This window comes from Ruegeria sp. YKSF57 (assembly GCF_059612585.1).
The window spans coordinates 162644-187520 of record NZ_JBXWQW010000003.1 but is presented as its reverse complement, the minus strand read 5'-3'; the positions used below and the strand labels follow the sequence as shown (position 1 = coordinate 187520).

General features: G+C 59.9%; 26 protein-coding genes. 14 read left to right on the top strand and 12 right to left on the bottom strand.

The features are described 5' to 3' along the window. Positions 1-51: 51 nt before the first annotated feature. The 3 genes from AC2FLX_RS02140 (at position 52) to AC2FLX_RS02130 (ending at position 2282) form a co-directional block, all read left to right on the top strand. Positions 52-891 carry a hypothetical protein gene (locus AC2FLX_RS02140; protein ID WP_496811022.1) on the top strand — a complete coding sequence of 280 codons (840 nt, stop codon included), beginning with the start codon at positions 52-54 and terminating at the stop codon, positions 889-891. 72 nt (positions 892-963) lie between these two features. Beyond that, the gene (locus AC2FLX_RS02135) at positions 964-1593 is read left to right on the top strand and encodes a LysE family translocator (RefSeq protein WP_480747732.1); all 630 of its coding nucleotides are present in this window, start codon (positions 964-966) and stop codon (positions 1591-1593) included. A 149-nt stretch (positions 1594-1742) separates the two neighbouring features. Next, entirely contained in the window at positions 1743-2282 is a 540-nt protein-coding gene (locus AC2FLX_RS02130) for an adenine phosphoribosyltransferase (RefSeq protein WP_480747733.1), read from the top strand. Positions 2283-2286: 4 nt separating this feature from the next. Here AC2FLX_RS02130 and AC2FLX_RS02125 read toward each other — a convergent pair whose 3' ends face one another. The 11 genes from AC2FLX_RS02125 to coxB form a co-directional block, all read right to left on the bottom strand. Beyond that, the gene (locus AC2FLX_RS02125; RefSeq protein ID WP_496811021.1) at positions 2287-3705 is read right to left on the bottom strand and encodes an FAD-binding oxidoreductase; all 1419 of its coding nucleotides are present in this window, start codon (positions 3703-3705) and stop codon (positions 2287-2289) included. A 38-nt stretch (positions 3706-3743) separates the two neighbouring features. Next, positions 3744-4562 (bottom strand): MBL fold metallo-hydrolase, encoded by an 819-nt coding sequence (locus tag AC2FLX_RS02120; RefSeq protein WP_480747735.1) that lies wholly within the window; start codon positions 4560-4562, stop codon positions 3744-3746. A 102-nt stretch (positions 4563-4664) separates the two neighbouring features. Then, a complete protein-coding gene (locus AC2FLX_RS02115) occupies positions 4665-5249 on the bottom strand; it encodes a GNAT family N-acetyltransferase (RefSeq protein WP_496811026.1) in 585 nt (194 codons plus the stop codon). Continuing rightward, on the bottom strand, positions 5249-6511 hold the full coding sequence (locus tag AC2FLX_RS02110; protein WP_480747737.1) for a M16 family metallopeptidase: 1263 nt from the start codon (positions 6509-6511) through the stop codon (positions 5249-5251). Before AC2FLX_RS02110 ends, AC2FLX_RS02115 begins: the two co-directional genes overlap by 1 nt. Next, the gene (thrC, locus tag AC2FLX_RS02105; protein ID WP_496811020.1) at positions 6508-7896 is read right to left on the bottom strand and encodes a threonine synthase; all 1389 of its coding nucleotides are present in this window, start codon (positions 7894-7896) and stop codon (positions 6508-6510) included. The genes AC2FLX_RS02110 and thrC overlap by 4 nt, the downstream gene beginning before the upstream one ends. Then, a complete protein-coding gene (locus AC2FLX_RS02100; RefSeq protein WP_496744840.1) occupies positions 7893-8570 on the bottom strand; it encodes an SURF1 family protein in 678 nt (225 codons plus the stop codon). Before AC2FLX_RS02100 ends, thrC begins: the two co-directional genes overlap by 4 nt. A 156-nt stretch (positions 8571-8726) precedes the next feature. Continuing rightward, on the bottom strand, positions 8727-9542 hold the full coding sequence (locus AC2FLX_RS02095; protein ID WP_480747739.1) for a cytochrome c oxidase subunit 3: 816 nt from the start codon (positions 9540-9542) through the stop codon (positions 8727-8729). Positions 9543-9564: 22 nt separating this feature from the next. Then, entirely contained in the window at positions 9565-10140 is a 576-nt protein-coding gene (locus AC2FLX_RS02090; protein WP_496811019.1) for a cytochrome c oxidase assembly protein, read from the bottom strand. Beyond that, on the bottom strand, positions 10140-10301 hold the full coding sequence (locus tag AC2FLX_RS02085; RefSeq protein WP_480747741.1) for a cytochrome c oxidase system small membrane protein: 162 nt from the start codon (positions 10299-10301) through the stop codon (positions 10140-10142). The genes AC2FLX_RS02090 and AC2FLX_RS02085 overlap by 1 nt, the downstream gene beginning before the upstream one ends. Then, entirely contained in the window at positions 10298-11242 is a 945-nt protein-coding gene (gene cyoE, locus AC2FLX_RS02080) for a heme o synthase (protein ID WP_496811018.1), read from the bottom strand. Before cyoE ends, AC2FLX_RS02085 begins: the two co-directional genes overlap by 4 nt. 87 nt (positions 11243-11329) lie before the next feature. Further along, on the bottom strand, positions 11330-12166 hold the full coding sequence (gene coxB, locus AC2FLX_RS02075; RefSeq protein WP_480747743.1) for a cytochrome c oxidase subunit II: 837 nt from the start codon (positions 12164-12166) through the stop codon (positions 11330-11332). 177 nt (positions 12167-12343) lie between these two features. Between coxB and tldD the strand changes: the two genes are divergently transcribed. From tldD to AC2FLX_RS02050, 5 genes are all read left to right on the top strand, one after another. Continuing rightward, positions 12344-13765 carry a metalloprotease TldD gene (tldD, locus tag AC2FLX_RS02070; protein ID WP_496811025.1) on the top strand — a complete coding sequence of 474 codons (1422 nt, stop codon included), beginning with the start codon at positions 12344-12346 and terminating at the stop codon, positions 13763-13765. Positions 13766-13996: 231 nt separating this feature from the next. Next, a complete protein-coding gene (gene dprA, locus AC2FLX_RS02065) occupies positions 13997-15151 on the top strand; it encodes a DNA-processing protein DprA (RefSeq protein WP_496811017.1) in 1155 nt (384 codons plus the stop codon). A 172-nt stretch (positions 15152-15323) separates the two neighbouring features. Next, the gene (gene topA, locus AC2FLX_RS02060; protein ID WP_496811016.1) at positions 15324-17963 is read left to right on the top strand and encodes a type I DNA topoisomerase; all 2640 of its coding nucleotides are present in this window, start codon (positions 15324-15326) and stop codon (positions 17961-17963) included. Positions 17964-18094: 131 nt separating this feature from the next. After that, the gene (locus AC2FLX_RS02055) at positions 18095-18799 is read left to right on the top strand and encodes a CoA transferase subunit A (protein WP_480747747.1); all 705 of its coding nucleotides are present in this window, start codon (positions 18095-18097) and stop codon (positions 18797-18799) included. Beyond that, positions 18799-19425, top strand: coding sequence for a CoA transferase subunit B (locus tag AC2FLX_RS02050; RefSeq protein ID WP_496744785.1), 627 nt, complete (start codon positions 18799-18801; stop codon positions 19423-19425). Before AC2FLX_RS02055 ends, AC2FLX_RS02050 begins: the two co-directional genes overlap by 1 nt. Before the next feature lie 47 nt (positions 19426-19472). Here the strand turns inward: AC2FLX_RS02050 and AC2FLX_RS02045 are convergent, their stop codons facing one another. After that, complete coding sequence (locus AC2FLX_RS02045; protein ID WP_496810798.1) at positions 19473-20324, bottom strand: lytic transglycosylase domain-containing protein; 852 nt, start codon at positions 20322-20324, stop codon at positions 19473-19475. Between the two features lie 345 nt (positions 20325-20669). On the opposite strand from AC2FLX_RS02045, the gene AC2FLX_RS02040 reads away from it, so the two are divergent. The 6 genes from AC2FLX_RS02040 to AC2FLX_RS02015 all read left to right on the top strand — a co-directional run bounded on the left by AC2FLX_RS02040 (position 20670) and on the right by AC2FLX_RS02015 (position 24764). Next, on the top strand, positions 20670-20888 hold the full coding sequence (locus AC2FLX_RS02040; protein WP_480747750.1) for a hypothetical protein: 219 nt from the start codon (positions 20670-20672) through the stop codon (positions 20886-20888). Between the two features lie 85 nt (positions 20889-20973). Further along, positions 20974-21189: a hypothetical protein gene (locus tag AC2FLX_RS02035; RefSeq protein ID WP_480747751.1), complete on the top strand. Its 216-nt coding sequence runs from the start codon at positions 20974-20976 to the stop codon at positions 21187-21189. Positions 21190-21270: 81 nt separating this feature from the next. After that, on the top strand, positions 21271-21471 hold the full coding sequence (locus AC2FLX_RS02030; protein WP_496810799.1) for a hypothetical protein: 201 nt from the start codon (positions 21271-21273) through the stop codon (positions 21469-21471). Positions 21472-21636: 165 nt separating this feature from the next. Beyond that, positions 21637-22494 (top strand): Flp pilus assembly protein CpaB, encoded by an 858-nt coding sequence (cpaB, locus tag AC2FLX_RS02025; RefSeq protein WP_480747753.1) that lies wholly within the window; start codon positions 21637-21639, stop codon positions 22492-22494. Positions 22495-22686: 192 nt separating this feature from the next. Continuing rightward, the gene (locus AC2FLX_RS02020) at positions 22687-24114 is read left to right on the top strand and encodes a type II and III secretion system protein family protein (protein WP_496810800.1); all 1428 of its coding nucleotides are present in this window, start codon (positions 22687-22689) and stop codon (positions 24112-24114) included. Between the two features lie 17 nt (positions 24115-24131). Further along, positions 24132-24764, top strand: coding sequence for an OmpA family protein (locus AC2FLX_RS02015; RefSeq protein ID WP_480747755.1), 633 nt, complete (start codon positions 24132-24134; stop codon positions 24762-24764). The last annotated feature ends 113 nt before the right edge of the window (positions 24765-24877 follow it).

Genomic DNA, 24877 nt, shown 5'->3' with positions numbered 1-24877 from the left:
TGATGTGATACAATCCCCCCATTGTTTTCAGAAATTCGTGGGGGATTTTTCATGAAACAAGGTGCCATCCGCATTTTGCAGGAAGAGTTGAGCGCGACCGGGACGTATTCCGGCCCGATTGATGGACAGATCAACGCCGCAATGGATACGGCGGCTGCGGCTCTGGTCGAACCGCGCGCCAGCGAGTTGTCCGGTGACCCAAGTGCCTGGAGTGCCGCCCGAAAACGCGTCGCCGCATTTCAGCTAGTCAGCAAGGACGCCGGTATTGATCCCGGGGACATCGACGGTTTGTGGGGAAGCCTTACTGAGGCGGGCTATAGTGATTTCCGCTTTTTCCGGGAGACCGGCGAGTTGCCGATGGATTTCCGGGATATCGTGCCGTTGGACGTCAATCCCAATGGCTGGCCCACAGATAAAACCGGACAGGCCGATCTGTTCAGTTTTTTCGGCTTCAATCCGAATTCGGGTGGGCAGCCCGCGACCACAATCGTTACGGTTCCATGGACGATGAAGCTGGACTGGGACCGGTCGGTCAAGACCAGCAAGATCGGTTGCCATCCGAAAGTCGCCCAGAGCCTTGAAAGGGTTCTGACCAAAATCGCTGCCCGTTACGACCACGATGCCCGGGTCGACATGGGATTGGACATCTATGGCGGGTGCAAGAATGTGCGGCGCAAGCGCAATGGCTCGACATGGTCCACGCACTCTTTCGCCGCCGCCATCGACTGGGACCCGTCGCGCAACAAGCTGGACTGGGGGTGGAAAAAGGCCCGGTTGGCCCGCGCCGACTGCCTGGATTTCTGGCGCTTCTGGGAGGAAGAGGGCTGGGTATCGCTGGGCCGCGAGAAGAACTTTGACTGGATGCACGTACAGGCCATCAAGCTTCCATAGCAAAACGCGGGGTATGGACGTTCGCGTGCGGGCGTTGTTTGATGCACCGATATGTCAATCACAGGTGTTTTCATGCCTCTCGACCTCTGGCTTGCCTTTGTCGCCGCCTCGACCGCACTGCTGCTGATCCCCGGTCCGACCGTATTGTTGGTGCTGAGCTATGCCCTGTCCAAGGGGCGCAGCGTTGCGGTGGCCTCGGCCACGGGGGTGGCCTTGGGCGATCTGGTGGCGATGACCGCGTCGCTTCTGGGATTGGGGGCGCTCGTGTTGGCGTCGACCGAGATGTTCATGGTGCTGAAATGGGTCGGTGCCGCCTATCTGATCTGGCTGGGTTGGAAACTGTTGCGCAGCGCGCCGTCCGATGGTCTGGGGACCGTGCGCACCGAGCGTGATGTGACCGCAGGTAACGTGTTCGGTCACGCAGCGGCGGTAACGGCCCTGAACCCGAAATCCATCGCGTTCTTCATTGCTTTCGTGCCGCAATTCATCAAACCTGGCGAGGCCTTGATGCCGCAATTCACCATCCTGATCGCCACCTTCGTTGGACTCGCCTGGCTGAATGCGCTGACATATGCCTTGTTGGCCGACCGCCTGCGGCACCTGATCGCGCGCCCCAAGGTAATCACGGGGATTACCCGAGTCGGCGGCGTGACGTTGATGGGCATGGGTGTGGCCACCGCATTGCTGCGCCGCCCGGCCTGACCCGGTTTTTCCGGATACATCGAGCGGCATTTTCGCTGCGTTGAACCAAATCCAAGGGCGGGACGCCGCAGCCCGCATCCTGCCTCTTGAACGGCGCGTCCCGATGCGTCAAACCCGCTTGCGTGAACCATGTCAGCAAGGGAGGCCGCATGCCCAAAAGCACCTCGGTCAAGGACTATATCCGCACCATCGTCGATTTTCCGCATGAAGGGATCATGTTTCGCGACGTGACCACGCTGTTTGCCGATGCGCGCGGGTTCCGCATGGCCATCGACCAGATGCTGCACCCCTACGCGGGCGAGCGCATCGACAAGGTCGTGGGGCTGGAAGCGCGCGGGTTCATCCTTGGCGGCGCGATTGCACACCAACTGAGCGTCGGCTTTGTGCCGATCCGGAAAAAGGGCAAGCTTCCGGGCACCACCATCAGTCAGGATTACAAGCTGGAATATGGCGAGGCCATCGTCGAAATCCATGACGACGCCATCAAAGAGGGCGAGAAGGTTTTGGTGGTCGATGACCTGCTGGCCACCGGTGGCACCGCAGCGGCCGGCATCAAGCTGATCCAGCGCCTGGGCGGCGACATCGTGTCCTGCGCGTTCATCATCGATTTGCCGGAACTGGGCGGGCGCAAGGTGCTGGAAGGCATGGGCATGGATGTGCACGCCCTATGCGAATTCGAAGGCCTCTGAGCGGCTATGCGCGACGCAGAACCGCGCCGGGGTTCATGATCCCGGCAGGGTCCAGTGTCGCCTTGATCTCCCGCATGGCGGCAAGTTTCACCGGATCGCCGTAACGCTCCAGATCCTTGACCTTCATCCGCCCGACCCCGTGCTCGGCGCTGAACGAGCCGCCATAGTCGCGTACCAGATCATGCACCGCCTGCATGACAGCTTCCTTTTTGCCTTCAAGCGTCGTGCGGTCGATGCCCGCCATCGGATAGACGTTGTAGTGCAGGTTGCCGTCGCCCAGATGCCCGAAACAGTTGATACGAAACGCACCCAACCCCGAAACGACCCCGGCCGCGCGGCGAATGAAATCGGGGATGACCGACAGCGGCAAAGAGATATCATGGCTCGACACCGAACCGATCAGCCGGTTGGCCTCGGGGATATGTTCACGCACCGACCAGAGCGCCCGACGCTGCGCATCGGAATGCGCCACGACACCATCCCGGGCGATCCCGTGTTGCAAGGCCGTCTCGAAAAGCGCCTCCATGGTACGGGCGGGATCAAGTCCCTGTGGCAGGCCAAGCTCGACCAGGACGCACCATTCGGGTTTGACATCGAACGGCTGGCGAATGCCGGGCAGAACCTCGGTCAGAAACTCCAGCCCCTGTCTGTGGATCAGTTCAAAGGCACTGACCGCCTCGCCGACGCGATCGCGGGCGCAGGCCAGCAGTTCCAACGCCGCTTCGGGCGACGGAACCACGATCATCGCGGTGCTGGTGCCCGCCGGGATGGGATAGAGCTTCAGCGCCGCCGCCGTGATGATACCCAGCGTCCCCTCGGACCCGATCAGCAGGTTGCGCAGATCGTATCCGGTGTTGTCCTTGCGCAGCCGGGTCAGCCCGTTCCAGATCTCGCCGTTAGGCAGGACCGCCTCCAACCCAAGGCACAGGTCGCGGGCATTGCCATAGCGCAACACATTCACCCCACCAGCGTTTGCAGCAAGATTGCCGCCGATCCTGCAGGTTCCCTCCGAGGCGAGTGACAAGGGAAACAGGCGGTTGGCGTTGCAGGCCGCCGCCTGAACATCGGCCAGAATGGCGCCAGCTTCGACCACCAGCACGTTTTCGGCCGGGTGCACCGCCCGGATCGCCGCCATCCGCTCCATCGAGATCACCAGCGGCGCCGGCCCTTCGGGCATCACCTGCCCGCCTACCAGGCCGGTGCCGCCCCCATAAGGGACAACCGGCACCCGCGCCGCAGCGGCACAGCGGATCAGCGCCGCGACCTCAGTCACGGTTCGCGGCAGGGCCACAAGGCCCGCCTGCCCAGCATAACGCCTTCGCGGCTCTTCCAGGAAACGCGGCTCGACCGGGTTCAGGATATCCTGCGGAAACTCTTTGGTGAGGCGAGCGGCAAAACTGTCATCGGCGGGATTCAGGGTCATGCCCAATCCATGCCCAAGGCGCGTGCGCCGGGCAAGCCCTAATCGGGCTCGATCAGGTATCGCGGTTCCAGCACAACCACCGTGGGCCGGTTGGGCAAGGAGCGAAGCGACACCTCGATCTCGGACACGCCGTCGCGCCGTATGGCGAACTCGTCTCGAACGCCCGAAAGAAAACGCTCCAGTGAATAGCCCGAGAACCAGTGCATCGGGATTATGACCGAGCTTTTTAAGCGCTTCAGAACCGAAATCATTTCAGGCAGGGGCATGGTCGTGCCGCCATCGACGGCAGCCATGACCACGTCCAGTCGGCCAAGAGCGGCGAACTGCGCGTCGCTGGGAACGTGGTGCAAGTGTCCCAGATGGCCGATACACAGCCCCTCGACCTCGAACACGAAGATCGAGTTACCGCGTTCCTCGACCCCGCCATAGACCGATCGGATATCGGTCGAAACATTCCGGATCAGGATTTCGCCCAGATCCAGGTGGTGTTCGATCCCTTCGCCAAAACGCCCCCAACCCGGCAGAACATACGGGATCGCGGGATCGGGGAATTGTGTCCAATGGGTCTCGTGCGCGTGGTTCATGGTCACGATATCCGGAATCATATCGGCGCCGCCGATGAACCCGGTGAAATCGGTGACCGCATTCAGCCCGCCGGGTGTCTGGATCAGAAACGAGGCATGCGCGATATAGCTGACCCGTACCGAATACTCCGGCACCGGGTCCTGCCAGGCCGCCTTGTACAGATAATCGATCCCCGGCGCGGCATCGGCAATGGCGATGCAATGGCTCGGCCGCCGTTCCTGGGCCACGGCCCCGCCCGATATCACCATCAATGCTGCAACCAACCAGCGCATACCCGAAGTGTAGCGCAGATCGCCACCAAGTCATGCCCCTTGTTCATCTGGCCCAAAATATCCCGGGGGAGGCGCGGCTTGCCGCGACGGGGGCAGAGCCCCCTAGCCCGTATCCGTCTTGCCGCGTCGGTCGGATCGGAGGCTGGCATAAAGCACATGCGTCCGCCACCGCCCGTTGATCTGCAGATAGGATTGCGCCACGCCTTCGTATTTGAAGCCCGAGCTTTCCAGCAGTCCGCGAGAGGCCGCATTTTCCGGCAGGCAGGCCGCCTCGATCCGGCTCAGATCCAGGCGGGTGAAAGCGTAATGCACAACCGCACCGATGGCCTCGCGCATATAGCCTTGCCGGGCAAAGGTCTGCCCGGTCCAGTAGCCCAGCGTTCCCGCCTGCGCCGGGCCGCGACGGATGTTGTCCAGCGTGATCGCGCCCAGCAGGACGTCATCGGCGCGCCGGAACAGAAACAGCGGGATGGCCGAGCCGTTCGAGATCGAGCGCTGCGCCCAGTAGACCCTGTTGGTAAAGGATTTACGGCTGAGGTGATCGTTGGCCCAGACCGGTTCCCACGGGGTCAGGTAATCCTCCGAGGCGCGCCGCAGCGCTGTCCAGTCCTGATAGTCGGAATGCGCGGGCGGGCGCAGGCTGAGCCGCTCGGTCTCGAGTTTCAGCTTGCGCTTGCCCAGCAGCATCACGCCGCGCGCCTCTCCTGCAGGTCCGCGAGAGACGGCGCCGTCGACACCGGCCCATAAAGCGCCAGCGCCGCAGGGGCCGTGACCGCCATATCCTCGGCGAACTGGCGCACGTCAGCGGTGGTGACGGCATCGATTTTCTCGACCGTTTCCTCCAGCGACGGCACCCGATCCCAGATCTGCACCAGCCGGGCTAAACGCTCGGCCCGGTTCGAGGGGCTTTCCAGCCCCATCAGCATCCCGGCCTTCATCTGGGCGCGGGCACGGGCGACCTCTTCGGGGCTCATGTCTTCGGCTGCGCGCTTCATCTCGTCGATGGTGATACCCGCCAGTTCCGCAACCTGAGTGGCGGAGGTACCGGCATAGATCGTGGTAGTGCCGGTATCGGCGTAAGCTCCGGCCTGCGCAAAGATCGTATAACAGAGGCCGCGCACCTCGCGGATTTCCTGAAACAGCCGCGAGGACATGCCACCGCCCAGTGCCGACGAGTATATCTGCGCGGTATAGATGGCGTCGTCACGATAGCCCGGGCTTTCGAACGCCAGCGCGAAATGGGCCTGTTCCAGAACCTTTTCGTGGCGCGCCTCGCCGCCGATGAAGCGGGCGGGCTCGGCGATCAGCCCCTTGCGGGGCTGCAAATGCCCGAACATCTTTTCGGCCAGTTTCATCAGCTGATCGTGGTCGACGGCGCCTGCAGCGGACAGGATCATCTGTTCCGGCCCGTAATGTTCCGCCACGAAGGCCGACAGATCCTCGCGCGAAAAGGCGCTGACCCGTTCCGTGGGCCCAAGGATGGTGCGACCCAAAGGCTGGTCGCGATAACTTTCTTCCTGCAACCAGTCAAAGATCACGTCATCGGGCGTATCATGGGCCTGACCGATTTCCTGCAGGATTACACCGCGCTCGACCTCGATCTCGCGCGGGTCGAAGACCGGGTTCATCACGATGTCCCCGATCACGTCCATGGCCAGCGCCACGTCGTCCTGGAGCACGCGGGCGTAGTATGCCGTCACCTCGCGCGAGGTGTAGGCGTTGATGTAGCCACCCACATCCTCGATAGCCTCGGCAATTTCCAGCGCCGAGCGCCGCTCTGTCCCTTTGAACGCCATGTGTTCGAGGAAATGAGCGATACCGTTCTGCTCGATCCGCTCGTGGCGGCCTCCTGCGGTTACCCAGATGCCAATGGCCGCAGATTGCAGCCCCGGCATGTGTTCACTGACGATACGAAAGCCGTTGGCCAGTTGGTCTTGTCTAACAGTCACGCAGTAATCTGCCCTTTGATATAGTTCTGGATGGCGCCCAGATCGTTGGCGATGCGGGTCACCCGTTCCGACCGTTCATACAGGTCAGACATGCGCGGGGGAAGAGGCGGATGCACGCCGCTTGCCTGTTCCACAGCAGCGGGGAATTTCGCCGGATGTGCGGTGGAAAGGGTGATCATTGGAACATCTGCCGCGCGCGCCTCTTCGGCCACCTTCACGCCGACGGCGGAATGGGGGCAGACCAGTTCGGCGCTACGGGTAAGCGTGGATTTGATCGTGGCCAGCGTTTCCTCTTCGGACACACGGCCCGAATCGAAATTCTCACGCAGCGCTTCCATCGCGCCCTGGCTGATATTGAAGCCACCCTGTTTCAGCTCATCCATCAATTGTGCGATGGCCCCGCCATCTTCGCCATAGGCATAATAGAGCGCGCGTTCGAAATTCGAGCTGACCTGAATGTCCATCGACGGGCTGATCGAAGGGATAGTCTCGCCCTTGAAATACCCCTCGCCCGAGAGGCAGCGATGCAGAATGTCGTTCTGGTTGGTCGCCACCACAAGGCGGTCAATCGGCAGCCCCATACGCTTGGCCAGATAGCCAGCGAAGATGTCGCCAAAGTTGCCGGTTGGCACCGTGAAGCTGATCTTGCGATGCGGCGCACCGAGGTTGGTGGCGGCAGAAAAGTAATAGACCACCTGTGCCAATACGCGGGCAAAGTTGATCGAGTTTATGCCAGCCAGCCTGACCCCGTCGCGGAAGTCGAAATCGTTGAACATGTCCTTCACCGAGGCTTGGCAATCGTCGAAATCGCCATCCACCGCCAGCGCATGCACGTTGCTGTCGGCGGGCGTGGTCATCTGGCGGCGCTGTACCTCGGAAACACGGCCATGCGGGAACAGGATGAAAACGTCCACCGCGTCCAGCCCGCGGAACGCCTCGATCGCGGCTGAACCGGTATCCCCACTGGTCGCGCCGACGATGGTCACCCGCTCGCCGCGCTTCTTGAGGGCAACCTGAAACAGCTGACCAATGAGCTGCATGGCGAAATCCTTGAATGCCAAGGTGGGGCCGTGAAACAGCTCGAGCAGGAAATGGTTCTCGTTCAGCTGTTTCAGCGGCGCGCGGGCGGCGTGGCCGAAATCCTGGTAAGCGCGCGCGATGATCCCCTTGAACTCGTCCTCGGCAAATGAGCCGCTGACATAGGGCCACATGACGCGGAATGCGATTTCCTCATAGGGCAGCCCCGCCAGCGACGCGATTTCGGCATGGGTCATCACCGGGATTTCGGCAGGCACGTACAAGCCGCCGTCGCGGGCAAGGCCGGTCAGCATGGCCTCTTCAAACGAGAGTTCGGGCGCCTGCCCGCGGGTCGAGATGTATTTCATGTCGCGTCACTTTCAGAATTGGCACGGCTGCGCCATAGGAAGTATCCGGTCATCGCGGCCCAGACCAGAGCTAGGCCAAACCAGGTTATTGCATATTGCAGGTGATCGTTTGGTATTCCCGCCGTGTCCACCGGCAACGGAGTCACATTCGGATCGGTTTGCGAACGGGCGATCAGCAGAACCGGCTCCGCACCCAGTGCAGCCGCAAGCGCCGGCACATCGCGGGCGAACCAGATATTGGCGTCGATATCAGGTGCGGGCGTGTAACTGTCAATTTCGTCCGGCCAGTGCAAATTGCCTGTCACCTGCATCTGGCCGTTCCGACGCCCGGCCTGTTTGGCCGTGGTCGGGATGAACCCCCGGTCAATCAAAATGGTCCGGCCGCTGGAGCTGAACGGCTGAATGATGCGATACCCCGCACCAACCTGTTTGAGCGACACAAGAACGTGGATTTCCGCAGGCTCCATCTCGCCCGACACCGTCACCGGCAGGTATTTGTCCTGATCCGCCGAAATCTGCGGTGGCAGGGAAACCGGCGTGGCCGAGATCCGATCTTCGATCTCTGCCAGAACGACCTGCTTCCACGCCAGGCGCTGTACCTGCCAGAAGCCCAGCGACAGCAGCACGCCCAAACCGGCGAGGCCAAAGATCAGCAGGAACAGAATACGGCGCATGTCAGGACCAAACTTCATTTCAGGAACCGGCGTCTTGTTAAGGGGCGCGCGGGCTGAATTGCAACCACGCAATTGTATGGAGAGCAATCTTGCGACCCACATAGAGAAAAAGCCGCCCCTTGGGGCGGCTTTTGCAATTGATCAGCCTGACCGGCCTTACATCAGCGGGGCCTGACCCCAGATGTAGACGGCAAAGAACAGGAACAACCAGACGACATCAACGAAGTGCCAGTACCAGGCCGCCGCCTCGAATCCGATGTGTTTTTCGGGCGTGAAATCCCCGCGCATCGCACGCAGCAGGCAGACAGTCAGGAAAATGGTGCCGATGATCACGTGCGCGCCGTGGAAACCGGTGGCCATGAAGAAGTTCGAATAGAACTGGTCGCCGCCGAATTCCCAGCCTTCATGCTTGAGCAGTTCGGCGTATTCGTAACCCTGCAGGAAGGTAAAGGCGATACCAAACACGATGCCGATCGCCAGACCCTGCACCAACGCCTTGCGATCATTGTTATGCACCAGCGCGTGGTGCGCCCAGGTTACCGCACAGCCCGAAAGCAGCAGAACAAGCGTGTTGATCAGCGGCAGGTGGAACGGGTCGACCGCATGGATGCTTGGCGCGACATATTCGGTGCCCACATAATCCTGCATCGGGTACATACGGTGTTTGAAGAAAGACCAGAACCAGGCAAAGAAGAACATCACCTCGGAAGTGATGAACAGGATGAAGCCATAGCGTAGGCCGATCCGCACCACGGGCGTATGATCGCCGGCGCGGCTTTCGGCCACCACATCCGACCACCAGCCGAACATGGTGTAGAGAACGGCCAGAAGACCGGCCCAGAACATATAGGCGGTGATGCCGTGCATCCACAATACGGCCCCGACCAGCATGACGAAACCGCCCGCTGCGCCGATCAGCGGCCAGATCGACGGGCTCAGAATGTGGTAGTCGTGATTTTTAGCGTGTGCCATCAGCGTCCCTCACCTACAGGCATTAGTTCGTTGTTGTTTCCGCCTGCGCGTCGAGGGCTGCGTACCCCTCGGGCAGGTCGATTTCGTAGAATGTATACGACAGAGTGATCGTATGCACGTATTGCCCTTCCGGATCGTTGACGATTTCCGGATCGACATAGAAGGTCACGGGCATCTCCACCCGTTCCCCCGGTTGCAGCACCTGTTCGTCAAAGCAGAAACAGGCGATTTTCTGGAAGTAGCCACCTGCCGAATAGGGGGCCACGTTATATGAGGCCTGCCCGGCGACAGGTTTGTCGGTCGGGTTGTAGGCCTCGTAAAAGGCTAGCCCGGTTTCGCCGATACGAAGCGTCATCTCGCGTTCGACCGGTTTGAATTCCCACGGCATGCCGCGTTCCTTCGAGGCATCGAAGCGCACGGTGACAGTTTTGTCGATCACTGTGTCCGAGCTTTGCTCGGCCACGCCAGTGGTTCCGCCAAAGCCGGTGACCCGGCAGAACCAGTTGTAAAACGGCACCGACGCCCAGGCGAGTGTGCCCATGACGACGACGACGCCGACCAGTTGCAGAACCGTTTTCTGGGGTCCCCGAATCGCCATCAGTTCTGCACCTCTGCGCGCGGCGGTTCATAGTCGCCCCGGCTGACCTTTACTACGGTCAGACCAAAGATGATGACGATCAAAGCCGCCAGCGTCAGGGCCACGCCCAGATTGCGGCCAAAGCGGCGATTGTGCAGTTCGTGTGTCTTACGCAGGCTCATCCCCAGCCCCCCAACCCATAGGGCTTCAGCAGCGCCTCGGCCAGAATCGCGCCGAAATGCAGGAAGAGATAGAGCAGCGACAGCTTGAAGAAACCCCGTTCGGCCTTGAAATTGTCGGCCTCGGACGCGTGTTCGTCCCGGCGCGAGATTTTCCAGGCACCGCGCAGGAACAGGGCATTCATGACCAACGCCACCGCCAGATAGACGGGGCCGCCAATGTCAGAAAAGGCCGTGCCGACAGCCAGCAGCGCCAGCAGGGCAGTGTAAACCAGAATGTGAACTCGGGTGGCGCGACGGCCGTGAGTCACGGTCAGCATCGGCACCCCGGCGTCGTCATAATCCGAACGCATGAACAGGGCCAGCGCCCAGAAATGCGGCGGTGTCCACATGAAGGTCAAAGCGAACATCAGCCAGGGTTCGACCGACATAGTGCCGGTAGCCGCGATCCAGCCGATGACGGGCGGGAATGCACCCGCAGCGCCGCCAATCACAATGTTCTGCGGCGTCGAACGCTTGAGCCACATCGTGTAGATGACGACGTAGAAAAAGATGGTGAACGCCAGAAAGGCCCCTGCCATGATGTTGGTTGCCAGACCCAGCATTACAACGGCGAATCCCGACAGCGTCAGGCCAAAGGCGAGCGCTTCGCCTTCCTGAATCTTGCCAGCGGGGATTGGGCGTTTCTTGGTACGCTTCATCACGCGGTCAATATCGGCGTCCCACCACATATTCAGCGCTCCGGACGCGCCGCCGCCGATGGCGATGAACAGGATGGCGCAGAATCCCACAAACGGATGCACCGGCACGGGCGCAGCCAGCAATCCGACCAGAGCCGTGAACACGACAAGAGACATTACGCGCGGCTTCAACAGGGCGAAATAATCGCCAAAGCTGGCCTCGTCCTCGCGGACTGTGCTGGCATTGATGCTTGCGTCGCTCATTTCCGGTCCTTTGGGGGCGAAAGGTGCGCGGAGACCACGCACCCTGCATCATCCTAAATCGGGCGGGTGTCCCCGCCACACCTTACGTCAGTTCGAGGCAACCTGATAGGATTGCGGAATACCCGCGAATTCTTCCTTGGCTTCGGTCAGCCAGCGGTCATATTCCTCTTCGCTCACGACCTTAACCGTGATCGGCATATAGGCGTGGTCCTTGCCGCAAAGTTCGGAGCACTGGCCGAAATAGACGCCTTCCTTGTCCGCCTTGAACCACAGCTGCGCCAGACGGCCCGGTACCGCGTCCTGCTTCACGCCAAAAGAAGGGATGGTCCACGAGTGGATCACGTCAGCACCGGTGACGTCCATCACGACAACCTTGCCGACCGGCACGACGACGGCATTGTCGGTGGCCAGCAGGTATTCATCCTGATTGTATCCATTCTCGGCCAATGCTTCCTTGCCCAGAAGGAAGCTTTCAAAGCCGAAGCCTTCGTCGGTGTATTCATAGCCCCAGTACCACTGGTAGCCGGTGACCTTGATATTGATTTCGCCCTGCGGGATTTCCTGCTGTTTGAACAGCACCGGCAGCGAGAACGATCCGATCAGAACCAGGATCATGATCGGGCCGACCGTCCAGGCGATCTCGACCGGGGTATAGTGCGAAAACTTTGCCGGTGTCGGGTTGGCGCGTTTGTTGAAGCGTACAAAGCTGTACAGCATCAGAAAGCCGACCAGAATACAGATCAATGTGATGATGACCAGAATCAGGCCGTCGAGCGATTGCAGATCGCGGGCGAGTTCCGTCGCGGCCGGCTGAAAGCCCAGTCCGCCGGGGGTCGGTTTACCGATGGTTTCAAGCTCCTGAGCCATGGCGGGCAGGCTGGAAAGGGCGGCGATAAGCCCCGAAAGCGTCAAAGCATTCTTCATTTTCTGTCCTGATCGTTTGATCTTTGCGTCCCTGACAGGGAGGTATGAATCAGGTCGCACCTCTCCCGTTGTCTTTGACCGCGTTAAAAACCATATTCCGGAGACTAGATAAAGCAAAATGCTTGCGTCAAAAGGACGCTATTTTTGATCTGGATCAAATCGGAAAGGTTCCGGCCCATGCCCAATGACCCGTTTCGCCCCTTCGAGACCGCGATTCCGCTGGATGAAGCACTGGCGGTTTTGCAATCTGCGGCCCTTGGGGCGGATGATGGAGAGCTCTTCGTGGAACGGCGGAAATCCGAGGCGCTGGTGTTTGACGACGGTCGATTGCGGAGCGCGTCCTATGACGCCTCGGAAGGCTTCGGGCTGAGGGCGGTCAAGGGTGAGGTCGCGGGATACGCCCATTCGACCGAAGTCTCGATCCCGGCACTGAAACGAGCGGCCGAAACCGCGCGTCTGGCGGTGGGTGCGAATGGCGGTGTGCTGGCCCAGCCACCGATCGCGACGAACAAGCGGCTTTATGGCGATACCGACCCGATCGAATCGGCAAGTTTTCCGGTCAAGATCGAAACTCTTCGGGACATCGACGCTTTTGCCCGCGATCTGGATTCGCGCGTGGTTCAGGTCAGTGCGGCGCTGGCGGCCTCGATACAGGAAGTGGAGATCTTGCGCCCTGATGGCGTGCATGTGCGAGACGTGCGACCGATGACGCGCTTGAACGTATCGGTAATCGTGGAAAAGGACGGGCGACGCGAAAGCGGCTCTGCCGGGGGCGGCGGGCGTGTAGGTTTGGGCGGGCTGATCGACCCGGCGGACTGGCAGGAAAAGGTGCGCGAGGCGCTGCGCATCGCGCTGGTCAATCTTGAAGCTGTGCCCGCCCCTGCGGGCGTGATGGAAGTGGCGCTGGGGCATGGCTGGCCGGGCATCCTGTTGCACGAAGCCATCGGGCACGGGCTGGAGGGTGATTTCAACCGCAAGGGAAGTTCCGCCTTTGCCGGGCTGATGGGACAGCGGATCGCCTCGAAAGGAGTGACGGTCCTGGATGACGGCACGATCCCCGATCGGCGCGGCTCGATCACCGTGGATGACGAGGGAACCCCGAGTTCACGCACGGTTCTGATCGAGGATGGCATCCTGACAGGCTATATGCAGGATCGTCAGAATGCGCGTCTGATGGGCACCGTATCAACGGGTAATGGTCGGCGACAAAGCTATGCCCACAGCCCGATGCCGCGCATGACCAACACCATCATGCTGGGCGGCGACGCCGATCCGGCAGAACTTGTGGCCGAGATCAAGGACGGTATCTGGGCCGTCGGTTTCGGCGGTGGACAGGTAGACATCACCAACGGCAAGTTCGTGTTCTCCTGCACCGAGGCATACCGGGTGCAGAACGGCAAGATCGGTGCGCCGGTCAAGGGCGCCACATTGATCGGCGACGGGCCTTCGGCGCTGAAGAAGATACGCGGCCTGGGCAACGACATGGAACTGGACCCCGGAATGGGAAATTGCGGCAAGGATGGCCAGTGGGTGCCTGTTGGCGTCGGCCAGCCGACGGTGTTGATGGACGGGTTGACAGTGGGCGGTTCGGCTGCCTGAGGCAGAATCGGACCGGGTTCAGGGTTAATGGCGGGCGGGCTTGATTCGGAGTGCACCAGCGTCGCCCCGCAGGTTTCTGAACGCTGTGGCAATTTGCCAAATCGCTATATTTCAACGCATTGCGGCCCGCTGAGGATAAGAAATCGTGTGAATTGGAATAAATTCTACGCGATTCACCGCCTGTTAAGACCCCGTTGCGTAAACCAGTTTTGCAAACAGGCGGAGCGACGGATGACCGAGAAGCAGCAATCTTCCAATCACCCCCCACTCCCACCCACCACGGAAGAAGACCGGTTTTCGTGGCTCCGTCTTTTGCGCTCGCGCCGGGTCGGGCCGACAACATTTCGGCGCCTGTTGAACGAACATGGATCAGCGCAGAACGCGCTGGCTGCGCTGCCTGAAGTGGCGCGCGCAGCCGGGGTCGAGGGCTATGAAATCTGCCCTCCCGGCGTGATCGAGGCCGAACTCAAGGCCGCAAAAGCCGTGCGCGCACGGCTTTTGTGCCTGGGCGATGCCGCCTATCCCGCATCCTTGACGGATATTCAGGATGCGCCCCCGGTTTTGTGGACGTTGGGCAATGCGGATTTGTTGCGTCGACCCATGATCGCACTGGTCGGGGCCCGCAACTGTTCTTCGCTTGGCACGCGCATGGCGCGCGCACTTGCACACGATCTGGGTGCCGAAGGGTACGTAGTTGTGTCTGGCCTAGCACGTGGCATCGATGCGGCCGCCCATCTGGCGACTTTGGAGACAGGCACGGTCGCGGTTCTGGCTGGCGGTGTCGATGTCGTCTATCCGGCAGAGAATGCGCATCTTGCGATGGATATTGCCCAAAAGGGCCTGCGACTGTCGGAGCAACCCTTGCGCACTACGCCACAAGCGCGGCATTTCCCGCGGCGCAACCGGATCATTTCGGGTCTGGCTCAGGCCGTTGTGGTGGTCGAGGCGGCCGCCAAGTCGGGCAGCCTGATCACCGCGCGCGACGCGCTGGATCAGGGTCGCGAGGTGCTTGCAGTTCCCGGCCATCCGCTGGATGCCCGTGCAGCCGGCTGCAATTTGTTGATCCGGGATGGCGCGCAACTTGTACGCAACGCACAAGACGTGATCCAGGCGCTGCCCAGAGAGAAAGACAACCTGCCGGAATCACCGGCCAGAGACCTTCTGGATGCTCTGCCCCCTGCACCGCCCCAAAAACGCAGCCTGCGGGAAACCGCAAAATTGCATCTTCAGATTCTTGACCGGCTTGGCCCTTCGCCCCTTGCCGAAGACCAGTTGATCCGCGACCTATCCGCCAGTGCGGGCGATGTCGGCCCGGCACTGGTTGATCTGGAACTGGATGGCCGGATACAACGGCAACCCGGCGGATTGTTGTCTCGTATCGGCTGAAGGCGCAGTGCCCTACTTTTGTTGTTTCGCAGCCCGTTTGCGGGCTTGCTTTCGCGTTTCAAACCGGCAGGAAATCAGGCTTCAAAGGAACGGATTGACATTCGGCCCTTGCACTCCACATCTTGCACCGCCATAGAAAGCGCCGCATCCGATATACGAGGTTTTCATTTAAATGCCTGTAGTTGTTGTAGAATCCCCAGCCAAGGCCAAAACAATCAATAAGTATCTTGGCCCCAACTACACGGTTTTGGCCTCTTACGGGCACGTTCGCGACCTTCCACCCAAGGATGGATCGGTAGATCCGGACCATGATTTTTCCATGACCTGGGAAGTTGGCGTCGACAGCCGCAAGCATGTCAAGGCGATCGCAGACGCGCTCAAGGATGACAATGCACTGATCCTTGCCACTGACCCCGATCGCGAGGGCGAGGCTATCAGTTGGCATCTGCAAGAGGCGCTGACCAAGCGGCGCTCGATCAAAAAGGATACGGCGGTCAGCCGGGTTACCTTCAACGCCATCACCAAGGACGCGGTAACCCAGGCGATGCAAAACCCGCGCCAAGTCGACATGCCCCTGGTCGAAGCCTATCTGGCGCGGCGCGCGCTGGATTATCTGGTTGGGTTCAACCTGTCACCGGTTCTGTGGCGCAAACTGCCTGGTGCAAAGTCGGCGGGCCGGGTGCAATCGGTCTGCCTGCGCCTGATCGTCGAGCGCGAGATGGAGATCGAAGCGTTCAGGCCGGTCGAATACTGGTCGGTCAAGGCGCTGTTCGAAACGCCGCGCGGTCAGATTTACGAGGCGCGTTTGGTCACGCTGGCAGGCAAGAAGCTGGACAAGCACGACATTGCCAATGCCACGCAGGCGGAACTGGCGGTGCAGGCCGTCACCAGCCGCGCCCTGACCGTGAATGCGGTCGAGGCCAAACCTACCGCACGTAACCCCAGCGCACCTTTCATGACCTCGACGCTGCAGCAGGAGGCCAGCCGCAAATTTGGCATGGGCGCGCGTCACGCGATGCAGGTGGCGCAGCGGTTGTATGAGGCCGGCTACATTACCTATATGCGGACCGACGGCATCGACATGGCGCCCGAAGCGGTGGCGGCAACACGCGACACCATCGCGGACCGGTACGGTGCTGAATATGTGTCGGACAACCCGCGCATCTACAAGAACAAAGCCAAGAACGCCCAGGAAGCACACGAATGTATCCGCCCGACGGATATGAACCGCGACGCCAAGGCGCTGAAGGTCACGGATGAGGATCAGCGCAAGCTGTATGACCTGATCTGGAAACGCACCATTGCCTGCCAGATGGCAGCGGCGCGACTGGAGCGGACGACGGTCGAGATCGGCTCGGACGACGGTCAGGTCGGGTTGCGGGCCACCGGCCAGGTCGTTCTGTTCGACGGATTCATGCGCGTTTATGAAGAGGGCCGCGACGATGTGGCTGACGAGGATGACAAACGCCTGCCCCAGATCATGCGGGGCGACAAGGCCGCCTTTGCCCGCGAGTCTCTGTCCGATCAGTTCGTCAAGGCGACCGGCGAGACGCAGGTGACCGAAGGCGCAAAGGTCGCCAAAGAGGCGATCCTGTCCGAAAACGAAGCGGTTCTGGCGCTGCAACACCACACCCAACCTCCGCCGCGCTATACCGAGGCGACCTTGGTCAAGAGGATGGAAGAGCTGGGCATCGGGCGTCCGTCGACCTATGCCTCGATCGTGACCACGATTCAGGACCGTGAATATGTGCGCAAGGACAAGAACCGACTGATCCCCGAGGAAAAGGGGCGGATCGTCACCATCTTCCTGCTGAACTTCTTCCGCCAGTATGTTGGCTACGAGTTCACCGCGAATCTGGAAGAGCAACTGGATGATGTCAGCGCCGGTGATCGTGACTACAAGGATCTGCTGGGCAAGTTCTGGCGCGATTTCTCGGCAGCGATTGGCGAAACATCCGAATTGCGCATCTCGGAAGTGCTGGACAAGCTGGACGAGGCATTGGCGCCACAGCTTTACCCCCCGCGTGAGGATGGGTCCGACCCGCGTATCTGCCCGAAATGCGGTCTGGGGCAATTGCACCTTAAAACCTCGCGCACTGGCGGGTTCGTGGGCTGCGGCAACTATCCGGAGTGTACCTATACACGGCCCATCGCCGGTGAAGGCGCAGAAGGCAACGAACAATTGCTGGGCGAGGACGCCGGGGATGAGATCTGGCTGAAATCCGGTCGCTTTGGGCCGTATGTTCAGCGAGGCGAACCCACGCCCGAGAACAAGAAGCCTCCGCGCGCATCGCTTCCAGGCGGCTGGAGCAAGGATGACATGGATCTGGACAAGGCGCTGACGCTTCTGTCCCTGCCCCGCCAGATCGGTGAGCACCCCGAAGGCGGCATGATCACCTCGAACTTCGGGCGTTTCGGCCCCTATCTGATGCATCAACTGGCCGATGAAGCCAAGCCAGTCTATGCCAACCTGAAAGACCCCAACGACGTGTTCGAGATCGGGATGAACCGCGCGGTGGAGTTGCTGGCCGAAAAGCGCGCCAATCCCGCAGGGCGCGGCAGGACCGCCGCCAAGCCGCTGAAGGAGTTGGGCGAACATCCTGACGGTGGCCCGATCAACGTGATGGAAGGCCGCTTTGGCCCCTACGTGAAATGGAAGAAGGTGAACGCAACCCTGCCCAAGGGTACGGAACCTGCCGATGTGACGCTGGAGATGGCCGTGAAACTGGTGGCCGAAAAAGCGGCCAAGAAGAGTGGCAAAAAGAAAGCGCCGACCAAGAAAAAGGTGGCAAAGAATCCCAGTTCCAAGTGAAAGTCGCAGGCCCGGTTTTCATGCCGGGCCGCGTCATTACGTATAAATACCTTTCCCCCATGCATTCATTGACTTCCCCGTGACGCGACGGCACAACCTGCGGCATCACCAAGTCATTGGGGGAGTTTTCCATGAAAAAAGTCTATGCCAATGCCGCCGAGGCGCTGGACGGTTTGCTGCATGACGGGATGTTCATCGCGGCGGGCGGTTTCGGCCTATGCGGCATTCCCGAGCTGCTGCTGGACGCGATCAAAGAATCCGGCGTCAAGGATCTGACCTTTGCTTCGAACAACGCAGGCGTTGACGATTTCGGTATCGGCATCCTGCTGCAGACCCGACAGGTGAAAAAGATGATCAGCTCGTATGTAGGCGAAAACGCCGAATTCATGCGTCAGTACCTGAGCGGTGAGCTGGAGCTTGAATTCAATCCCCAAGGCACCTTGGCGGAACGCATGCGCGCCGGCGGCGCGGGCATCCCAGGCTTTTACACAAAGACCGGCGTCGGCACGGTGATTGCCGACGGCAAGGAGCACAAGGATTTCAACGGCGAGACCTATATTCTGGAAAACGGCATCTTTGCCGATCTCGCCATTGTCAAGGCGTGGAAGGCCGACGACACCGGCAACCTGATCTTTCGCAAGACGGCGCGCAACTTCAATGTGCCTGCCGCGACCTGTGGAAAGATCTGCGTGGCCGAGGTCGAGGAAATCGTCCCACGCGGCGAGCTGGACCCCGATTGCATCCATCTGCCCGGCATCTATGTGCACCGCATCATTCAGGGGCAGCACGAAAAGCGCATCGAACAACGCACCACCCGCAAGAAGGAGGACGCATAATGCCCTGGGACCGCAATCAGATGGCCGCCCGCGCGGCGGAAGAGCTGGAAGACGGCATGTATGTGAACCTCGGCATCGGGATTCCGACGCTGGTGGCGAACTATGTGGGAGACAAGGATATCACCCTGCAATCGGAAAACGGCATGCTGGGCATGGGCCCCTTCCCTTACGAGGGCGAAGAGGACCCCGACCTAATCAACGCGGGCAAGCAGACGATCACCGAACTGGCCCGCACCGCCTATTTCGACAGCGCCACCTCGTTCGCGATGATCCGGGGCGGCAAGATTGCTGCCGCGATTCTGGGCGCAATGGAAGTCGATGAGAAAGGCGATCTTGCGAACTGGATGATCCCCGGCAAGCTGGTCAAGGGCATGGGCGGCGCCATGGATCTGGTCGCGGGCGTCGGTCGGGTCATCGTGGTGATGGATCACACCAACAAGCATGGCGACAGCAAAGTGCTCAAGGAATGCACCCTGCCACTGACCGGTAAGGGCGTGGTGGACCGGATCATAACCAACCTCGGCGTTCTGGACGTGGTCGAAGGCGGGTTGAAGATCGTCGAGCTGGCCGATGGTGTCTCGGATGAAGAGATGCGCGCCGCCACCGAGGCGACAATCGTCAACTGACCGGATAGGAAAATCGAAAAGGCCCGCCAGGTTTCGGCGGGCCTTTTTCATTGCATGGCGGCAAAGACGCAGCCGTCCGAGATAAGTTCGGGCGGCGTCGAACAAAGACCGCGCGCGATCTGGAATGCCGCCAGCACCTTGGGAACATAGTCTCGTGTTTCGGCATAGGGCGGCACGCCCTGGTGTTTGCGTACTGCGCCTTCGCCCGCGTTATACCCGGCCAGCACCAGAATCGGGTCGTTGCCGAACTCGTTCATCAGCCAGTTCAGATATTTCACCCCGCCGGCGATGTTCTGACCCGGTACAAGACTGTCGCTGACCCCGAACCGCTTGGCCGTCGCAGGCATGAGCTGCATCAGCCCCTGCGCCCCCGCTGAACTGACCGCATCGGCGCGACCGGCGGATTCGACCGATATCACCGCCAGAACAAGTGCGGGTGAGACATTGGTACCGACGGTCGAGCGCAGGATATCGATGCCGCGCTCTCTTGCTATGTCCTGCAGCGCCTGCAGGCGCGGCCCGCCGACGCCAATGCTGGTGAGCGCGCGAAACGCCTCGTCCAACCGCCCAGCACCCGCCTTGGCGATGTCCGGAGAAACCTTTTCCCAAAACCGGTTATAGCGCCCCGCCTTGCTGGGCGGTTTAACGTCGGGTGCTGGTTCGGCCCGTGCGATGACGGTGGGAATATCCAATGTCCCGCCGGTACTTTTGGCAAAGGGACGCGCGGCATGTTCTTCGGGTGTTATCTGCACGGTCACCTTGGGCCGCGATCCGGGGAGCGGCGCCTTTATTCTTTTCAGCGCGCCACCTGCGGCGGGCTCGTTTGCATGCCCCATAACAGCGCCAAAGGCCAGAATCGCTAACGCGCCGGCGCATATTCTTGCTTTCCGGAGGTTCATCTGCCTGCCTCATGTATTGTTTTTCTGAGTTTTGTCGCCGAATCCTGCCGTCAAAGCCAGAATTTCGCAATGAATTGGGGCGGTTTTGCCCAAATTGATACCAAATTGCATCGCACCTCAGGGACTCAACCAGTTGGCGACATATTTTTTATATTTACTTTCAATGCCTTATGAGAAAAATGATCGAAAAGTTAACCTCTGGGCGAAAATTTCGCGATTTGGCCCAATTCCTGCCACGGGCCAAGGGCAAAACTATTCCCATACCGCGACGGACATGAACCGATGAGAGGTGGTTCTAAGACGACGCCGAGGTAGTTTTAGTTTGATCCTTAGGAGGGACATGACATGATCAAGTTCATCAAGAACTTCCGCAAAGACGAAGACGGCGCCGTAACCGTTGACTGGGTTGTGCTGACCGCAGCCGTGGTTGCTTTGGCCGCAATCGCATACAACCAGATCTCCGCAGGCACCAGCACCATCGCCGGCAACATCAGCACCGCGCTGTCCAGCGTTTCGGTCAATACCGGTGGTATCAGCGGTGGCGGCGCCGGCACCACGCCGTAAGCTGAAATCAGCCTGACTTAGAAATTCAAGGCCGCGCCTCGTCAGCCAAGGTGCGGCCTTTTTCAGTCAAGCAAGAGGTGGCATCATGTTTGCCGTTCTCGAGAAATTCAAATCCTCCGAAGATGGAGCCGTAACTGTCGACTGGGTTGTCCTAACAGCCGCAGTTGTAGCCCTGGCCGCCATTGCCTATTCCGCGGTTACCGGACCCACCGGAACCGTTGGTGAAAGAATTGGCGGTGCGCTCTCATCTATCAGCGTAACCACGGGCGGTATCAGCGGTGGTGGCGCCACAAATCCATAAGCCGAAACTTTCAAATTCCCATGTCGCGAGACTGCGTCCCGGATACGAAGGCAATTACTATTAGCGTAGCGAGAGGGCATCGTGTTCACAAAGCTTACTGAATTCGTATCCGGCGAAGACGGAGCCGTGACAGTCGACTGGGTCGTTTTGACTGCTGCCGTTGTCGCGCTGGCGGCCATCGCCTTTTCCGCAGTCACCGGACCGACCGGTACAGTGGGTGAAAAAATTGGCCAGGCACTTTCTGACGAACAAGTCAGCACCGGCCTAAATCCGGTCCAATAAAAACAAGCGATCTGCACGTCAGACAGGCTAGTTCCGAATTCGGGACAAATTGAAATCCCACAGATTTTGTCCCTGTTTTCGACACAATTACCATTTACCGTTCTTCAATAGCAGCAGGGGTGTGCTGACACTGCATTCCCGAATAAGCGAATAAGAGGTGCAGATATGAGGGTCGTCTTCGGGCTTGTCCTTATCGTTGGTGTGGCGCTGGCCGGTGGCGCAGTCATGTTGGCCAAGAATTATATCACAGCATACCAGGCTGAATTGGCTAAAGAACGGCAGGCGCGCGCACTGATTGTTCCAACTGTGGAAGTCATCGTTGCAAACAAGGCGCTGAAGTATGGACAGCAATTGAAAAAGGACGACGTTCGTATCGTCAAGTGGCCGGAAAATGCCATTCCCGAGGGCACCTTTACTGATCCCGCCTCTCTGTTCCCAGCAGACGAATCCGACAATCGCTATGTGTTGCGCGCGATGGAAAAGGACGAGGCCATCATGGCCGTAAAAGTGACCAATCCCGGCGAGGATGCAGGGCTGACGTCGCAACTTTCCAGGGGAATGCGCGCTTTTGCGATTCGCGTGGACGTGGCTTCGGGCGTGTCGGGGTTTCTGCGACCGGGTGACAACGTGGACGTTTACTGGACCGGACGAAACGTCGATTCGGTAGAAGGCGGGCGCGGTGAAATAACCCGACTGATCCAAGCCAACATCCAGGTCATCGCCGTCGACCAAACCGCCGGGAAGGATCTGACCGGGGCGACGATTGCACGTACCGTCACAGTCGCCGCGACACCTGAACAGATCGCTTCGCTTGCACAGGCCCAGAATACCGGCAGCATGTCCCTGGCACTGGTTGGCGCCGGCGACGAGACGGTAACGGCGTCGGTCGAGGTCAATCAGCGAACTCTTCTGGGACTTGGTGAAATCGAGGCAGCACCGGAAGTCGTTCAAGAAGAAGTCTGCACGGTTCGAAACCGGCGCGGCGCCGAGATTGTCGTCATAGAGATTCCCTGCACAAACTGACAGAATTTCAAAAAGTTAACAGATGGAGGCCGCGCAGTTGCGCGGCCTTCGCGTTTTGGTTGTTGCCGATTCCCCACATAAAGAAAACTCCGGAAACCATTGATTATTGCAATAAAACCGGAACTCACGCACAGTAACTGAAAAGCATGGGCATAAGACCCGAAACGAGGCGTGATCGGAAAGGCAGGTCACATGAAAATTAGTTCCTGGATCAAACCGGCCCTGCTGGGGCTGGCAATAGTTTTGACCCCCGTCGGCACATCCGCGTGGGCGCAAGACCTACGCGTAGTCAAGAACGGCACGGCGGAAACGCTGGACGTTCCGATGAACCGCGCAATCGTAGTTGAAAGCGAACAGCCATTCGCCGAGCTCAGCATCGCGAATGCCGGCATTGCGGATATTTCGTCACTGTCGGACCGCACTATATACGTGCTCGGCAAATCGCCCGGCCTGACAACCCTGTCGCTGTTCGATGGCGGTGGCAACCTGATCACGAACGTCAAGGTTCGGGTTGCACCGGATGTCACCGAGTTCAAAGAGCGTCTGCAGCAGATCCTGCCCGGAGAGCGAATCGAGGTGCGGACGGCCAATGACGGTATCGTCCTGTCCGGCACGATTTCAAGCTCGGCCAAGCTGGCCCGTGCGCTTGAGTTGGCGGAACGTTACGCCCCGGAACGGGTTTCCAACCTGATGAGCGTGGGTGGCGTACAGCAGGTGATGCTGAAAGTCCGCTTTGCCGAGATGCAACGTTCGGTGTCAAAGGCACTGGGAGCTTCCTGGGGCATTGGTGGCACGGATGTAGCTGCGGGTACCGGCACGCTGAACACGGCCGGTGCACTGAACCTGGCATTGGGGAACCTGACCCCAGGTCTTGGAAACCAAATTCCAGCATCGCAAACCAACAGCGGAGCCTTCCTGTTCGGCTTTGGCGCGGGATCGACCCAGGTCCGCCTGCTGATCGAAGCACTGGAACAGAAAGGGGCCGTGCGCACGCTGGCAGAACCGAATCTTTCGGCGCTGTCGGGGCAAGAGGCCAACTTCCTTGCGGGTGGCGAGTATCCGATCCCGGTTCAGCAGGAAGAGGGCGTGACAACGATCGAATACAGACCGTTTGGCGTCGAGATGAAGTTTGTTCCGCGCGTCGTGGATGGCGATCTGATCAACCTCGAGATGGTGGCCGGTGTCTCGGCACTGGATCCGAACAACTCGATCACGATCAGCGGCTTCAATATCCAGTCTTTCATCAAGCGCGAAACCGCAACCACTGTGGAGCTGCGTGACGGTGAAAGCTTTGCAATTGCCGGCCTGATTTCTGATGATTTCCAGGACAGCAACACGCAATTGCCCTGGCTTGGCGATGTGCCTGTGCTTGGCACACTGTTCCGCAGCACCAGTTATCAGCGGAACCAGACCGAGCTGGTCATTATCGTGACCGCACATCTGGTGTCGCCGACGATTGGTGAGGCGCTGACCCTGCCAACCGACCGTGTCAAACCGCCGAGCGAGGCCGACCTGTTCCTGAACGGTCTTACCACGCGCACCGAGCGCCCCGGTAGTGGCGCGGCTTCGGAGGTCGCCAAGCAGGATTTCACCGGCTCTTACGGCTACGTTCTGGATTGATTGGAAGGATGGGACCAATGCAAAACAAGGTACTCACCCTGGGTCTGATGCTGGCCGTCGCAGCCTGCGGACGCGAAGCGGGGTATGATGTCGACACCGGCACATTCGGAAACGCGACACTTAACAACGTTCAGGTCATGAACGGCGAACGCAGCTATGGTCAGATCCTGGCCGAGCGGTTTGCGCAAGAAGTGCCGAATCAGATCAACTTTGCCTTTGACAGCGCCCAACTGGACGCAACAGCGCAGCAAATCCTGCTGCAACAGGCAGATTGGATCAAACAGTTCCCCGAAGTTCGCTTCCGGGTCTATGGTCACACTGATCTGGTTGGATCGCCCTCTTACAACAACAGCCTGGGCCTGCGTCGTGCGCAAGCTGCCGTCAATTTCTTTGCGCGGCAGGGCATCTCGCGCTCACGTCTTGAGGCCGTTGTTTCTTATGGCGAAACTCAGCCGCTCGTGCAGACAACGGATCGTGACCGCCGCAACCGTCGCACGGTAACTGAAGTATCCGGGTTCGTCAGTCGGCACGCAAACGTTCTGGACGGCAAATACGCCAGGATCGTGTACCGTGAATACATCAGCAGCGCTGTACCGCCATCCCCGCTGCGCACTGGTAGCTATACCGGTGCCATTGAGGCGGGACAATAATTGGCATTGGGCGACATAGTCGCCCAATTCCCTACAATTAATTCGTTTCGGCCCCAATCTCGCCCAACTTCACAGCAATCTTGTCATCAATATGTGATCTGCGGGCGGATTCG

Excerpts from the sequence above, each read along its gene's own strand:
- AC2FLX_RS02120 (WP_480747735.1), bottom strand. The coding sequence starts at position 4,562 with ATGCGCTGGTTGGTTGCAGCATTGATGGTGATATCGGGCGGGGCCGTG.
- AC2FLX_RS02135 (WP_480747732.1), top strand. The coding sequence starts at position 964 with ATGCCTCTCGACCTCTGGCTTGCCTTTGTCGCCGCCTCGACCGCACTG.
- AC2FLX_RS02045 (WP_496810798.1), bottom strand. The coding sequence starts at position 20,324 with ATGAACCTCCGGAAAGCAAGAATATGCGCCGGCGCGTTAGCGATTCTG.
- AC2FLX_RS02115 (WP_496811026.1), bottom strand. The coding sequence starts at position 5,249 with ATGCTGCTGGGCAAGCGCAAGCTGAAACTCGAGACCGAGCGGCTCAGC.
- coxB (WP_480747743.1), bottom strand. The coding sequence starts at position 12,166 with ATGAAGAATGCTTTGACGCTTTCGGGGCTTATCGCCGCCCTTTCCAGC.
- AC2FLX_RS02100 (WP_496744840.1), bottom strand. The coding sequence starts at position 8,570 with ATGCGCCGTATTCTGTTCCTGCTGATCTTTGGCCTCGCCGGTTTGGGC.
- cyoE (WP_496811018.1), bottom strand. The coding sequence starts at position 11,242 with ATGAGCGACGCAAGCATCAATGCCAGCACAGTCCGCGAGGACGAGGCC.
- topA (WP_496811016.1), top strand. The coding sequence starts at position 15,324 with ATGCCTGTAGTTGTTGTAGAATCCCCAGCCAAGGCCAAAACAATCAAT.
- AC2FLX_RS02130 (WP_480747733.1), top strand. The coding sequence starts at position 1,743 with ATGCCCAAAAGCACCTCGGTCAAGGACTATATCCGCACCATCGTCGAT.
- AC2FLX_RS02095 (WP_480747739.1), bottom strand. The coding sequence starts at position 9,542 with ATGGCACACGCTAAAAATCACGACTACCACATTCTGAGCCCGTCGATC.
- AC2FLX_RS02040 (WP_480747750.1), top strand. The coding sequence starts at position 20,670 with ATGATCAAGTTCATCAAGAACTTCCGCAAAGACGAAGACGGCGCCGTA.
- AC2FLX_RS02035 (WP_480747751.1), top strand. The coding sequence starts at position 20,974 with ATGTTTGCCGTTCTCGAGAAATTCAAATCCTCCGAAGATGGAGCCGTA.
- thrC (WP_496811020.1), bottom strand. The coding sequence starts at position 7,896 with ATGAAATACATCTCGACCCGCGGGCAGGCGCCCGAACTCTCGTTTGAA.
- AC2FLX_RS02055 (WP_480747747.1), top strand. The coding sequence starts at position 18,095 with ATGAAAAAAGTCTATGCCAATGCCGCCGAGGCGCTGGACGGTTTGCTG.
- AC2FLX_RS02020 (WP_496810800.1), top strand. The coding sequence starts at position 22,687 with ATGAAAATTAGTTCCTGGATCAAACCGGCCCTGCTGGGGCTGGCAATA.
- dprA (WP_496811017.1), top strand. The coding sequence starts at position 13,997 with ATGACCGAGAAGCAGCAATCTTCCAATCACCCCCCACTCCCACCCACC.
- cpaB (WP_480747753.1), top strand. The coding sequence starts at position 21,637 with ATGAGGGTCGTCTTCGGGCTTGTCCTTATCGTTGGTGTGGCGCTGGCC.
- AC2FLX_RS02125 (WP_496811021.1), bottom strand. The coding sequence starts at position 3,705 with ATGACCCTGAATCCCGCCGATGACAGTTTTGCCGCTCGCCTCACCAAA.
- AC2FLX_RS02140 (WP_496811022.1), top strand. The coding sequence starts at position 52 with ATGAAACAAGGTGCCATCCGCATTTTGCAGGAAGAGTTGAGCGCGACC.
- tldD (WP_496811025.1), top strand. The coding sequence starts at position 12,344 with ATGCCCAATGACCCGTTTCGCCCCTTCGAGACCGCGATTCCGCTGGAT.
- AC2FLX_RS02090 (WP_496811019.1), bottom strand. The coding sequence starts at position 10,140 with ATGGCGATTCGGGGACCCCAGAAAACGGTTCTGCAACTGGTCGGCGTC.
- AC2FLX_RS02085 (WP_480747741.1), bottom strand. The coding sequence starts at position 10,301 with ATGAGCCTGCGTAAGACACACGAACTGCACAATCGCCGCTTTGGCCGC.
- AC2FLX_RS02050 (WP_496744785.1), top strand. The coding sequence starts at position 18,799 with ATGCCCTGGGACCGCAATCAGATGGCCGCCCGCGCGGCGGAAGAGCTG.
- AC2FLX_RS02015 (WP_480747755.1), top strand. The coding sequence starts at position 24,132 with ATGCAAAACAAGGTACTCACCCTGGGTCTGATGCTGGCCGTCGCAGCC.